Genomic DNA, 13,224 nt, shown 5'->3' on the forward strand with positions numbered 1-13,224 from the left:
CGAGGCGGCGGTGTCTGGCGGGAGGAACATGACCCCGCCGCCTTATCTGATAGTCTATCGAGAATGACGAGAAGAAGGCGAAGGCCCTACCGTTCGCGCCCCTGCCCTTGAGACATGAGCTGATGGAACCCGCCGTCTATTTACGCACCCTAAACACCCAGCTGACCTACCTCTTCGCCTTCGCGGGCCGCATCAACGAGATCGATATCGCGGCGGCAACCTCCGCCGAGTCTCGCGGCGCGCAGAACGCCGGGTGGAACACAGCGGAGACCGCCCATCAGGTTTTCGCTGAACTGAAGACGCTAGGATCGAAGGGCGAACCTCTCAGTCGACCCGAGCTTCGACAGGTGCTCTCCTTATACGCCCAGCTTGCCGAAGCCGGAGGCGTTTACGAGGGCCTGCTGAACACGATGCTGATTGCCCAACTAAAGCCTTGGAACATGTGGCCGTTCCAAGATCTCGTGCGTGTGCGCCAAGCGCCACGGGCGGTCATCGGCCCGAACGCCAACGCCATGTTCCGGCGCCTCGCGGAAGTCGCGACGGCGATTGGGATGCCGGGCTTGGCTCGTGTGCTAGAACTGGCGTTTCGTGACGACATCCGCAACGGCATGGCCCACGCTGACTACATCCTGGCACCCAACGGACTCCGGCTGAGGCGTCGGAACGGCGGCCAGCCCATCGTGCTCAGCCTTGAGCAGGTGACAGCCGCCCTGCAGATCGCGCTCTGGTTCTTCGAACTCCTGCAGGAATTCCAGCATCGGGTGAGAGAAAGCTATCGACCTGCCAAGACAGTCATAGGTCGCTTCAGCGCCAACCCGCCTATGCCGTGGACCATCGAGTTCGCCGAGAACGGCATATTCTCGATCTCCACCGACGCCCCGGGCCCTCAAGTCGACGCCGCCTACGAGCGCCAAGCGATGATCAACGATCGCCTCGGCGGGAAAATGATGGCCGCTTACCTTAAACCCGGATCGGAGATCTCCCCCGCGCTTCAGGCGGCCATTGTCGACGCGGGGTTCGAGCCCCTAGTCGTGGCTTTCCTCGATGGTGAACAGTTCGAGGCGCTGGTCGCCGAAGTCGACGGCAATGGCCTTTGGGCGCCCCTGTCGGGTCCTGAGGCTGCTGAGGACGCGTTCCTTATGGCAACGCCGTTCGGTTTCCGGTGGATCGCGACCGCGGAGGCGTTGTCGGCATGGCTTCCTGCGGTCGACGAGATCGATATCGCGCAATAACTTAGGTTTGCCAGTGCAGGGCGTCGCCCCCATCGAGAAGCGGTTTGGATATGGATCTTGTGGCGGCGCGCCTTCGAGCATCGCGAGCGATAGCGCCGATCAAACCGGCAGACTCAGACACGACCGCACCGCGCGAACTGTTGCTCTCCGCCCAACGACTGGACGCCGGACGCTCCCTGCCGCCCTACCACCAACTCTACATGTTGGTCGTCGATCTGCTGGGGTTCCGTAACTTGGGACAGTGGGAGAAGCTTGCTTGGTCAGTCCCTCTCGACTTTAAGGGCCAAGCTTACCTTCTCGAACATCGCAAGTTCGGCGTGGGTCTCTTTGCGGTCCCCTCCCCGGAGGCCGAGGCTGGCGCCCGCGAGATCGTCCAGCGCCTGGCGAAGGGCGCAACTCTACGAACGCTTCGATTACTTCGCGGCGCAGCATGATCTGAGGTGCTCGAGGAAGGCGGACGGCTTGCCCGGGCGCGTGGCAGCACTGGACATCACCGGCTCTGCTAGGAACGGGGCAGGTTTGATTGCGGACCTGCGCACGAAAGGGCGACTGTAATGTTTGATCTGTTCTCTCCGAGGCTTCCCAAAGAAAGGCTCCACGAACATTTCCAGCTGATTTCAGCGGATCCTGAATATGCAAAGGTCCGGCCGGTCATTCAAGCTTGGGCGGCAGGTCTGCTGGATCGAAGGGGAGAGAGCCAGAAATTCGTCAACGAGTTCCAGACGACGTTCAACTCCTCGATGTGGGAGCTCTATCTGAACAGGGCGCTGAGCGATCTGGGATGCAGTGTCGACTATTCAAAGCCAGCCCCGGATTTCTCCGTCTCAGGGCCTGAAAACTATCAATTCAATATCGAGGCGGTGATCTCCGACCAAGCTCCGAGGGCGAAACCGCACAGAACCCTCGGCGACCCGGATTTCAAGGTCCGTGGTGCGCTGAAGCTTGCCGGGAAGATCAGGGACAAGCTGAACCTCTATCGAGGCACCAGTGGGAAAAAGCACTCATACTCCTCGATGAGCCACGTGCGCGATCGGCCATTTGTCATCGCGATCGCCCCCTTCGACAGCGACCTCTCGCTCACGCAAAACAACGAACTCATCAACATGGTCCTGTATGGCTTGGGGTCGCCCGTGCTGGAAGGACCGGACTTAGGAAGGCAGGACAGGCTAACCTCTCTCCTGAAGCCTTCGGGTGCACGAGTGGAGATGGGGATCTTCACCAATGAGTCCTTCAAGGAGATCAGCGCGGTGTTCTTTTCGACGGTCGGGACCTTCGGAAAGGCAGTCATTGAGAGTAGGATCGACAGGCTTGTCCGCTCTACCCGGTATAGGGTGATAGACAGAGATGGGGTTGAACCCGACTCCGAGCGTTGGCGGATTGGGACGCATCGTTTTCAGCTCGCGGAGCTGAACTACCTGCTCACACTGCGAACAAAAGGCGAGCAACAGATCAGCGGCGCTGACTTCCGCGTTCAGCACTCGTCGTGCCATCAGGAAAGCCATCTGGATGGCCTTCAAGTCTATTTCAATCCGTATGCTGAGGTGCCGTTTGATCCCGACTTCGAATGGCCCTCAGAAATCGCTCTCAACTACTACGACGTCGAAACAGAGGCGCACATCCAAGCGCATCCCGACAATGCACTTGTCTCAAGACAGACGTTTGATACCTCTGAAAAAAATCTCCGATTTCTTCTTGAAAGCTACGGCTTCGCTGTTTGAACCGCGTTGATGACTTGACGCGAGCGATCAGGCAGTTTGTTGCCTCCTCAAAGAGTATCACGGCCCTTCTGGAGCCCCGCCTTGCCTCGGCGGAGCGCTTTTCGATCGGTCTCCCTGCGGATAATCAACGCGTTCGGGATATTCTTAAGAGCCTAGCGGCTTAGTCGGGACGCTTTTCTGGAATGCGCCAACTGCGGACATTGCCCCTGTGTCGGGAACACGACGTTCAGCGATGCTGTCTGCGAAATCCGCTGTCCATCGTCCGCCCCCTCGATCAGCCCTCCCTTACAACAGGCGCGCTTTTGGGTGCGCCCGGCTTCGGAGCCTCGGCGGGCGGAGCGACGACCGGATCCGGCTCAGCGGCGACCGGCGGGGCGGATGGCGCAATGGCGGCCGGTTCATTCAGGGAAACACCGCGCGCATAAGCCTCCTTGAGGGTCACCAGCTTGCGCAGGAACTGCGGATAATCAGCGATAGGATCCAGCGGATCTCCGTCCAGCTCGAAGCGCTTCTTCATAGCGATCATCTCAGCGCGAATGCCCTCCGGGTCGAGGCACCGATCAGGTTCTTGGACATGGATTTGAGACGAGAGCAGGAAGGGCTAAGCTGTCGTCATGCAGCTACTTGACGAGACCAGCGGGCTCGAAGCTCTGAGGGCGATGTTGAGCGAGGCGGACGACGCCCGGCTTGCGGTCGCCTTCTGGGGACGCGGCGCGATCGAGGCCCTCGGACTGGACCGCCCGAACCTGAGATTGAAGCTGATGTGCAACCTGGATTCGGGTGCCTGCAATCCGGACGAACTGAGGCGGTTACTGGCCCTGCCCGCCGTGCATCTGCGGTCGCACCCGGCGCTTCACGCCAAGATCTACTGGACGCCGGACCGGGCCGTGCTGGGGTCGTCCAACGCCTCGGCCAACGGTCTTGCCGTCGAGGGCCAGACGACCGGTTGGCGCGAGGCCAATCTTCTGGTCGAGGATGCGGCCGTCGTGCGCGAGATCGGTCTCCGCTTCGAGGCGCTGTTTTCGGCCGGCTATGATGTCGAGCTCGAACATATCGACCGATGTGCGGCCTTATGGGACGCGCGGGCGCGGCTGAAGCCGACCAGCAAGAGGCTGGCGCGGACGCTGTTCGACGCTTTCGCCGCGTCTCCGGATCATGAGGCCTGGACGAGCGTGAAAGTCGTCTTTTGCCGCGACCCTCTGAACACCAGGGACGAGGATTGGCTGGCGGGCGAGATCAAGGCCGACCGTATTTCCGCAGACATGTCGGCCTATGCGGAATGGAACGACCAGATTCGGCCGGGCGATGTGGTGATCGAGTTCTGGCACGGCGGGCGCGCTGCTACCGCGCAGGGCCTGTGGCTCGCGGAAGCGTCTTACGCCGCGGAAAAAAGGGGTATGCGCCTCGTGCGCGAGGTCGAGGAGTTCCTGTTGCCGGGACTCGGCCTGTTCGCGCCGACCAAGGCCGAGCGCGCGGCGCTGGCCGGTCTTAAGGCGGTCGTCCTGAGGCTCCATTCGACCGACGGCGGTCGCAATGCGATCCTCGACCTCGGCCAGGCGATGGCCCTGCTCAACACCGCGACTTCGCGGCCGGACCCGAAGGCGTTCGACCAGGCGATGCAGCGCATCTATGACGAGGCGACGGCGTTCGGCTACCGGCCGACCTATCTCCTCAAGATGCTGGGCGAGCATGGCGGCGTCGAAGCCGCCAGACTTCTCATTCGCGGCAGCGCGACTTCCGGGTTCGACCGGTTGTGGGAGGAGAAGCGCCTGGATCTGTCGGTGGAGGCCCTGATCCTGCAGCCGGAATGGCAGGACCTGTTCAACGAGGACGACAAGAAGGCGGCGCGCCGCCGACTGCAGCAATATGGCTACCGGGTCAGCAACGCCGACACGGACCTGAGCTAGGCTGGGCGCTCCGTAGGCACCCAGGCCCGGTATGCGCATCTGGCGGATCACCCGGTTAGGGAGGCGGCTACTCGCACCGCTGGGCGGTTGGCAGCAGCATTGGGTTAGGCCTCGAAGGTCGCAGAGGCGCCAGTACCGGACATCGGCACCGCAGCGGAAACCGGACATTCCGGCCAAGACCGCCGACCGAGCTCGACTCGTTGCAGACAAGCAACGCTTCCGCGGGGCCTGAAACCTCTGAATGCAGGGGAAGGGAGGTCATGGTCTGGCTCCAACACCGTCCGCTCGACGGTGCCCTTGCCAGCCCTCCCTCGCCGCGGAGGTCTCGCGAACCTTCATGGGGTCGCAATCCCAAGATGCACAATCGAGCCGTGTAGCTCGCCCAGTGGTTCCGGGGCAGCATCCGGTATGCCTATACTCTCCGGCCGCCGATCGGGCGCCCGAGAAAAGTCGCCCGCCATGTTGACCGAAGACGTAATACAGATTTTGCTCAAGATACCGGGCGCGCGGCGCGCCGCGGTCGGCGTGCTCGTCCCGCTGCCGGAAGGCGGAGCCATGCACATTCAGGACGTTCGCAAGACCATCCCCGGCTTCTCATTCGAGGACCACGAGTTTGAGCGCATATGCTCGGTCAAGGAGGTGATCCGGCTTCGGGACCTGCGCACGCCCCATGACTACCTGTTGCGGCTCCGGGCCAATGCGCTCGTGGAGAAGCCGCGGCTGATCCGCGTCATCGACCGTCACCGCAGGGCAGTGGAAGCCAAGGGCCGTGCATGGTCGCTCAACCAGCACTACGAAAGCCTCGATCGCTCCGCCAAACGCTACATCGCCCGCACTTCCCGACAACATCAGAAGGTGATCCGCCCCGTCCCGGTCGGCCTCGCGCCTATCCAGGCACCAAACGCCCTGTGCATGCGCTCGCTCGCCGGCGACGTCATCGTCGCCTCTGAGAGTCTGCGCTTCTTCTTCTACTTCATGCTTATTGCCACCCAAGGCGGCCGATATGGCTTCAACCGCGCCGACCAGGTCGACGCCGCCCTGATCGCATTGCGGCTCATGACCGGCGCCGAAGCGTTAGACTTCGACCTAGACCCGAGAGCTGTGCTCGACCGAAAGATCGAGGCCGAGTTCCATGGGCAGACGGACTGGTTGATGGAGTTCACCTGGGGCCATGAGTACGGCCATCTCCTACTGAACCATCTGGGCTCTGAAGCGCCTGGACTCGCAGGGGCGGAACTGAAGGCCTTCGCGCATGATCAGGAGTTTGCGGCCGACCTGCATGCAATCCGAGCGGTCCAGGACCGCAATGCCGGTCAGGATCTGGCTGTGGCCGGCTTCAACATCATGCTGTTCCTGCATTTCATCGATCTGGTCGGCGAGGTGCGGTCGGACGCGCCCCGGTTCTCGATTTCCTCGACGCATCCCGGCCCGATCGACCGGCTCAGGGCGCTGCGCGGAGCCCTACCAGACAAGGGGTTGCCGGAACGCAGCGATCTCGGCCGGTGCGTAAGGGAAATGCGCCGCCTTCGCGATGACGTTCTGACCCGCATTGAGGCCAGCCAGAGGGACGACGTCCTGACCTGCTTCGGCTCCATCCATCTGGCGGGGCTGGGCGGCAAGCCGCTACGCGACCGTCTCGATTTCTGACTTACGGTCAAAACACCCCGGTGTTTCGGACGGCCGCGCTGGGACCGGACCGTCTATTGGGGAATCCCAGCGCTCGTGCGCCTTAACGTTCGGTCAGACGTGTTTAGACCGGAGCGGTTGCGCTGGCGTCTTCGGGCGTCGCTTACTGCCGCAGGTTCGCAAGTTCCTGGGTTCAACTGCACCCGCTCCTCTTTTTGTGTCTCCGACGTGCTGTGACCAACAATGTCGTCGGATCTGAACCTTTTCCGATCTCAACGGCTCATGGTCGTGAGTCCTTACCGATCCTGCCGCTGCCCGCCGGGCGGGTGGGCACATTTCTGCCGCGGCGCGCCATCCCGTGGCGGCCTACAGGGCGCGTTGGAGGGGCCTCAAGGGACAGACGCCTCCGAACTCACTGGGCTGTGGGCTGAGAAGCAGCACCACTGGAAGTGCAGGCTAACGACGCTCCAGCTCGCCTCTTAGATCCTCGCCAGCTGACACAACCCGCTTTGCTTCAGCGGGAAGGCCCTCCGCGCTGACGTTTGTGCGGCTCCGTCTCGCTGAAGCGGCGCATGCTGCGGCCGATTCCGGCCGGTTCGGGCCGCCCGGCGAAGGCTCATCCGTCGCGCAGTTCCGCGCGTGGAAACGAAGGAGGTTATGAACTGGACTGAGACGATTTCGATGGTGGGCGCGGTGGCGGGGGTGATCGCAGCGCTGGCGCGGCTTTGGTTGGTGCTACGGCTCTAGCCGCAGACACTACTGCTTCCACTCGTCATCCCAAGTATCGAACCCACCCTGAACGATGATGCCGGCCGACTTGTCCTTCGCTCGCCGTTTCTCCTCGCGGTTCATGCCGAGCGACAGATAGATGAGCGCCGCTCGGGCCAGTTTTATCAGGCGCAGCGTCTTCTCCTCGAAGTCCCCTCGGCCTATCGAATAGGCCAAGGTGTCCGTGAAGGGCCCCATGAAACGCTGGCTCTGGGTCGTTCCGGACAGCAGTATCTCGTGGACCTTGAGGTACTTGTGCTCCAGGTGGTCGCGGATTTCCTTCAAGGCCCGCGCATCGGGATCGCCGACCTCCTGGAATTCTTCCTCGAACAGGTCGAGGCTAAGCCAGTACAGCCCGCGAAATGGCAGGTTTTCGGACTGGTCGAATTCGGAGCGGATCGGTGCCCCGGGGGTGGCGCGCCAGATGCGGCTGAACGAGACGGATTTCGGCTTCATTCCGAGTTGCATGTAACTGTTCAGAAAGAACGCAATCTTGTCGAAAATCGAGTAGGCAGCTCGATAGGCGAGCTTCACCTTCTCCACCGCCAAACCGTAGGATGGGTAGTCGAGCGTGTTGTACAACAGCACGCCGCGGTCGGAGAAATGCGCCTCGTCGCCCCTGCCGGCTTCAAAGTACAGCCAACGCGCTGAAGCGTATTCCTGCTTCAGCTGATTAAAGAACCCGACCAGCATTGGCGGTTCGTCGATGGGCAGCGTGAAGCTTGGCAGCGTCAGCACGTCATGCCCGGCGATGGAATGAGCGCCCAAGTCATTCAAGGGATTCAGAAAGAGGCCGTGGTGGAGGCACCAACGCCGGTAGGACTGTTCGTCGTTCTCGTTGCCCAGCGAGTGACTGTCGAGATCGATGGTTTCCCGGAGCGTCTCGATATCGCGGTAGGCGATCACCTCGTCTTGCCACTCTTGAAACGCGGCTCTGGCGGCCGCGTGCCCCATGTGCTCGTGCTGGTCAGCGTTCGCCGATGCAGTGGCGAGGTCGTCATGCGCGAAGACCAGGAGCATGCCTTGGTGTCCCGGATCGTAGAGCTCTGCACCGTAGCGTAGCAAACCGCGCCCACGATTGCCCTGCGCCATCCAGAACTCCGGCACGAGTTCGATCGCCCGCGACCAGTAAGGGAGCGCCTCGACAAAGCGGCCGGCCGTGTTCAGCTGGTTGCCGAGATTGGTCAGAATTTGACACCGGCGGGCGACGGGAAGGTCCGCAAAGGCGTTGTTCGTCAGCGCGCGGCGCAGGTGGAAGATTTGCTTTCGCTGCTCGGGCTGTTCCCAGGCCCAGGCGACTGCCGGATCAGCATGGCGGGCGCTTTGGAGATCGCCCCAGGCATTGGCCCAGAAATAGTCGAGCTCGGCACGCTCCGATGCGCTGAGCTCGCGGCCATCTAGCGTTTCGCACCATTGCAGCGCGTGTAGTGTGCCCTCGGTTTTGCCGAGCTCATGACCAAGATCAATGAGGGTCCCCAAATGATCGAGCGCTTCCTGAGGAGGAAGATGGTTGAGGTCTGTGAGCGCAATCAGGTCATCGTAGTCGAGCATGGAGGCTTTCGGCGTCGGTGCCCTCACCGGTCGAATGGCTAAACTGCTGGCCATCAACCCGGCTCGCGCACTGCAAGGTGAGCGATTGGCCGCGGCGGTAAACCTGAACCCGGCCGTCAAACAGTAGATGCGTCGTAACAAAGCCTACCTTGGGCCGAAAACTTGGCCCGGTCGAGACGCCTCACTTCGCACTTCGATATGTGTCCAGGGTGTTCCAGACGGTTCGATCAAAAGTCGGCACAAAGGCTGTGGTTTTCATAGAGATTTTTCTCTGTTGAAGCTTTCTAGCAGCGGATTGGGTTCCGGCGCGGGGCCGAAAGCGGACGCTGCGAATGTCCGCTAAGAGTCAGAAACGGACATCCGTCTTCGCTTCTGGCGTTTATCCACAACCTATCGACGCCTAGTGTTTTCGAGCCCATCGCGCCTCTGCAGCCGCCCGAGCGCTTTCGGACTTGCAACAGAAGCGCTGTCGCCGAGTGCAACAGCCACCTCTTTCAAATTGCATTATTTTTGGTTTTAATTCAGTTATTTATGTCTGCAACAATTTCCGAACCTGTGCAGTCTGCGAAATATGCTATTGGACTTTTGATCCATAGCCTGAGCGTTCACGGCGTTGTACGGCTTGGTACGCTATGAAAAACATCTTCCTCGCGTCCGTGATCACCTCATGCGTCCTTCTTGTCTTGGGTGCCCCGGCTCAAGCCCAGGCCGTGATCGGCTATGGAGCCTTTACGCCTCTGCCTCAGGCTGGCGAACAGCCTGACCCCCAGCGCGACTATCGCGTCATCGTCGACCTGACCCAGGGCGGTCCTGACGACAAGCCGTTGAAAGGACTGGAGCGTGTCGCGCGCCTGACCAATATGCTGGCGGCGAACGGCGTCCCTGCCGAGCAGCGAAAGATCGTTGTTGTGATGCATGGCGGTGCATCTCTGGCCTCTCTGTCCGATGCAGCGTGGGCGGCGCGCGGCAAGGGCGAGACAAACCCGAACAGCGCCCTTGTTCGCGCCCTGACGGCCGCCGGGGTCCAGGTGCGGCTTTGCGGTCAGTCCATGGTCGCCAACGGCCTGACGCAAGCCGATCTGGAGCCGGGCGTGCAGGTCGATCTCGCAGCGTTGATGACGGTCATCCACCATCAGCAGGCGGGCTACGCCCTGATCATGAACTGATCGGACGCCCTTCTGAGAAAAGCGTTTAGAGGTCGAAAACGCCTCGCCAACCATCAAACGCCACTTCAACGTTTGAAGGCAAAGAGCGTGACAAGGTACTGTAATCCAAATCTATGTGAAGGTTAGTCAGCACGGCTTTGAAAACCTCTGCGCGCGCGATCCACTCCAAGGCTAGATCGACGTGAGCATGGGTTGGATGCGGCGTGTAGCGCAGCGCGTCGATGATCCACAGCTGAGCGCCGCTCACGGCTTCCAGAGCCGCGTCGTCCAGGTCTGAGACGTCGCTTGAATAGGCGACGGATCCCAAGCGGTATCCGACCGAGCGGATCGGTCCATGCATTTGGTCGAAAGTCATGACGGGGATCGGGCCGCCGGCCCCCTCCACTTCCCATGACTGGCCGTGCGGCGGGAGGTGATGAGCCTCGACGATAGCCGGATAGCCGTGGTGGCTCTCAAAGATGTAGTCGAAGCGCCGCGTCAGGGCGTGGTGAGTGGCCGCATCCATCCAGGCGGGAATGCGTCGACGCGCGTGGGCGGCGAAGACGCGAAGGTCGTCGATGCCATGTGTCTGATCCGCATGGTCGTGGGTGTAGAGAACCGCGTCGACATGGCGGACCTCGGCGGCCAGCATCTGCTGGCGGAAGTCGGGCGAGGTGTCGATCACCACGCTGGTCACGCCATCCGGGCCGTGTCGGCGCGCCAACATGGAGCAACGGGTGCGCCGATTGCGTGGTTCGGACGGGTCGCAGTCGCCCCAGTCGCCGTCGCCGCGAGGCACGCCGCCGGACGAGCCGCAGCCGAGAATGACGATTTCCAACTCGCCCTGCCCGCTCATTCGGCGGGCCTGGGAATGCGATCGAACAGGTTGAAGAAGGCGTCAGTCGTCAGCTCATCGGCTTGTTCAGGCGTCCAACCGCGTATCTCGGCCAGTCTTTCCAGCACCAGACCGACATAGGCGGGTTCATTCCGGCGGCCGCGATGTGGGATGGGCGCCAGATAGGGGCAGTCGGTTTCAACGATGATGCGATCTTCAGGCATCCGACGGATGACCTCCCTCACCTCCTCGGCCGCCTTGAAGGTGGCGATGCCTGAAACCGAGAACCAGGCGCCGAGTTCCATCGCAGTTTCAGCTAGTTCCAGGCCGCTAGTATAGCAGTGCATCAGGAATTTGAACGGCGCGCGGCGGTGTTCTTCCCGCAGGATATCGGCCATGACCTCATCGGCTTCGCGCGTGTGGATCACCAGAGGCAGGCCCGTGCGGCGCGCCGCCTCGATGTGCTGGCGGAAGACCGTCGCCTGAACATCGCGCGGGCTGAGGTCATAGTGGAAGTCCAGGCCGCATTCGCCGATGCCGATGACGCGCGGGCGATCCGCCAGTTCAACCAAACGGTCCACGGTCAGGTCGGCATAGTCCTTGGCCTCGTGCGGATGGACGCCGACCGTGCACCAGATGTCGGCGTTGTTCATCGCCAGGGCGTGCGTCGCCTCGAAGGTCGACAGCTTGTCGGAAATCTCGACCATCAGCCGCACGCCCGCCTGGCGCGCACGGTCGATCACCGCCTCGCGATCCTCGTCGAACTGGGGGGCGTGCAGGTTGACGTGACTGTCGATGAGCATATCAGGCGGCGGCTTTCGTGCGGGCGATGTCGGCCAAGGCTCCGGCCAGGACGTCTCCCTTATCAAGATTCAGCCCGATGGCGCGATCGGGCAGGTCGGACAGCCGCCCCCAAAGCTCGGCCCAGCGTGCGCCTTCGCGGCCGCCAGACTCGACGGCCCGCCGTTTCACCGCTGCGATCAGGCGATCCATCAGGGCCTCGAACCGCGCCTGCCCTTCCGCGCCGCGGAAGCCGTCGGCGATGGCCAGTTGTTCCGCGCGATCAATCTCTGGTCCATCAACCCAGGCGCGAGCGAGACGGTCGACCTCGGTCATGGCGCCCGACGCCAGCTCCAGAGCCGCGCCGGGCGAGCCGCCAGCCATGGCTGCTGCGGCCAAGGCTTCATCTTCGGACACGCCGGTGCGTTGACGCACCAGATCGGCCAGACGCGCCTCAGGCCAAACCGGGAAGGTCAGCCGCCGACAGCGAGAGCGGATGGTGGCCAACAAACGGCCCGGCGCATGGGTGACCAGGAAGAGCACGCCGCTTTCAGGCGGTTCCTCAAGAATTTTAAGCAAGGCGTTGGCGGCGTTGATATTCAGATCGTCCGCCGCATCAATGATGGCGACGCGGTGCCGGGCCTGAGATGGGCTCTTGGCGAAGAATTCCGGCAGGTCGCGAGCCTGATCGACGGAGATGGCGCGCTTCAGCTTGCCGCCCTCGACTGCGCGCTCCAGCACTAGCAGATCCGGGTGAGCCTGGGCGGACACCAGACGACTGACAGGGTCATGCGGCGCGGCGCCCAGCGGCCCGCGCGACGGGTCCGGCGCGGCGCCCAGAAGTCGACGGGCGGCGCGATAGGCGAAGCTGGCCTTGCCTGATCCCTCGACCCCGCACAACAGCCAGGCGTGGTGCAGCCGTCCTCGATTCAGCGCGTCCAGAAAAGCTTCCTCGGCCTGGATGTCGGCGATCAGGTCGAAGCGGTCGCGCGGATGCTCGCTCAAAGCAGCCGCTCCTCCACCACGGCCCACAGCCGGGCCGAGACCTCATCGACCTCGCCCGTCGCATCAAGGACGACGCAGCGTTCAGGGTGACGTTCGGCCACCTTGAGGAAGCCGTCGCGCAGTTTCTGATGGAAGGCCAGGCCCTTGGATTCGAACCGGGTCTCGAACAGGCCGCGCCCGAAGGCCCGATCCAATCCGACCTCGACCGGCAGGTCGAACACCAGGGTCAGGTCCGGCTGGTCGCCGTTGACCACGGCGTCGTCCAGCGCTTCGATCAGGCTTTCCGGCGTCCCCCCGCCAGCGCCTTGGTAGACGCGGCTGGAATCAGCGAAACGGTCACAGACCACCCAGCGCCCGGCCTCAAGCGCGGGCAGAATAGTCCGCTCCAGATGGTCCGACCGCGCCGCATACATCAGCAGGGTCTCGGTGCGCGCCGACCAGCGATCCGCCTCGCCCGACACGGCGATGTTGCGGATCTCCTCAGCCCCCGGCGATCCGCCGGGTTCGCGCGTCTGGAGTACGTCGAGGCCGCGCGCGCGCAAGCGTTCAACCAGCAGGCGCGCCTGGGTCGTCTTGCCGGCGCCCTCGCCGCCTTCGAAAGTGATGAATCTGCCTCGCTGCACCCGCGCACAATGGCGAGCGAGGCGCGGGAAGCAA

The 13,224-nt window shown here is 62.6% G+C and carries 11 protein-coding genes; 5 read left to right on the plus strand and 6 right to left on the minus strand.

Features of this window, described 5'->3' with window-relative positions:
* The first annotated feature begins 122 nt into the window (after positions 1-122).
* Both BJP32_RS00315 and BJP32_RS00325 read left to right on the plus strand, forming a co-directional pair.
* A complete protein-coding gene (locus tag BJP32_RS00315) occupies positions 123-1,232 on the plus strand; it encodes a hypothetical protein (RefSeq protein ID WP_076222476.1) in 1,110 nt (369 codons plus the stop codon).
* Positions 1,233-1,786: 554 nt separating this feature from the next.
* Positions 1,787-2,950, plus strand: coding sequence for a hypothetical protein (locus BJP32_RS00325; protein ID WP_076222479.1), 1,164 nt, complete (start codon positions 1,787-1,789; stop codon positions 2,948-2,950).
* A gap of 274 nt (positions 2,951-3,224) precedes the next feature.
* Here BJP32_RS00325 and BJP32_RS00330 read toward each other — a convergent pair whose 3' ends face one another.
* Positions 3,225-3,467 (minus strand): hypothetical protein, encoded by a 243-nt coding sequence (locus tag BJP32_RS00330; protein WP_141258330.1) that lies wholly within the window; start codon positions 3,465-3,467, stop codon positions 3,225-3,227.
* A gap of 97 nt (positions 3,468-3,564) precedes the next feature.
* Between BJP32_RS00330 and BJP32_RS16845 the strand changes: the two genes are divergently transcribed.
* Together BJP32_RS16845 and BJP32_RS00340 are read left to right on the plus strand one after the other, a co-directional pair.
* Positions 3,565-4,857, plus strand: coding sequence for a phospholipase D family protein (locus tag BJP32_RS16845; protein ID WP_143255396.1), 1,293 nt, complete (start codon positions 3,565-3,567; stop codon positions 4,855-4,857).
* Positions 4,858-5,316: 459 nt separating this feature from the next.
* Positions 5,317-6,504: a hypothetical protein gene (locus BJP32_RS00340; protein WP_083673832.1), complete on the plus strand. Its 1,188-nt coding sequence runs from the start codon at positions 5,317-5,319 to the stop codon at positions 6,502-6,504.
* A 735-nt stretch (positions 6,505-7,239) separates the two neighbouring features.
* On the opposite strand, the gene BJP32_RS00345 is transcribed toward BJP32_RS00340, so the two are convergent.
* Positions 7,240-8,802 carry an LA2681 family HEPN domain-containing protein gene (locus BJP32_RS00345; RefSeq protein ID WP_076222483.1) on the minus strand — a complete coding sequence of 521 codons (1,563 nt, stop codon included), beginning with the start codon at positions 8,800-8,802 and terminating at the stop codon, positions 7,240-7,242.
* Between the two features lie 710 nt (positions 8,803-9,512).
* On the opposite strand from BJP32_RS00345, the gene BJP32_RS00350 reads away from it, so the two are divergent.
* A complete protein-coding gene (locus BJP32_RS00350; RefSeq protein WP_233126643.1) occupies positions 9,513-9,968 on the plus strand; it encodes a DsrE family protein in 456 nt (151 codons plus the stop codon).
* A 25-nt stretch (positions 9,969-9,993) separates the two neighbouring features.
* Here the strand turns inward: BJP32_RS00350 and BJP32_RS00355 are convergent, their stop codons facing one another.
* The 4 genes from BJP32_RS00355 to tmk are packed head-to-tail and all read right to left on the minus strand — an operon-like array spanning position 9,994 to position 13,190.
* Positions 9,994-10,803: an MBL fold metallo-hydrolase gene (locus BJP32_RS00355; protein ID WP_046654020.1), complete on the minus strand. Its 810-nt coding sequence runs from the start codon at positions 10,801-10,803 to the stop codon at positions 9,994-9,996.
* Positions 10,800-11,585, minus strand: coding sequence for a TatD family hydrolase (locus BJP32_RS00360; protein ID WP_003164886.1), 786 nt, complete (start codon positions 11,583-11,585; stop codon positions 10,800-10,802). The genes BJP32_RS00355 and BJP32_RS00360 overlap by 4 nt, the downstream gene beginning before the upstream one ends.
* A gap of 1 nt (position 11,586) precedes the next feature.
* On the minus strand, positions 11,587-12,567 hold the full coding sequence (locus BJP32_RS00365; RefSeq protein WP_003164887.1) for a DNA polymerase III subunit delta': 981 nt from the start codon (positions 12,565-12,567) through the stop codon (positions 11,587-11,589).
* Positions 12,564-13,190: a dTMP kinase gene (gene tmk / locus BJP32_RS00370; protein ID WP_003164888.1), complete on the minus strand. Its 627-nt coding sequence runs from the start codon at positions 13,188-13,190 to the stop codon at positions 12,564-12,566. The genes BJP32_RS00365 and tmk overlap by 4 nt, the downstream gene beginning before the upstream one ends.
* Positions 13,191-13,224 lie beyond the last annotated feature (34 nt).

It is taken from the genome of Brevundimonas sp. ZS04, assembly GCF_001956865.1.
In the GTDB taxonomy this organism is placed as follows: Bacteria; Pseudomonadota; Alphaproteobacteria; order Caulobacterales; family Caulobacteraceae; genus Brevundimonas; species Brevundimonas diminuta.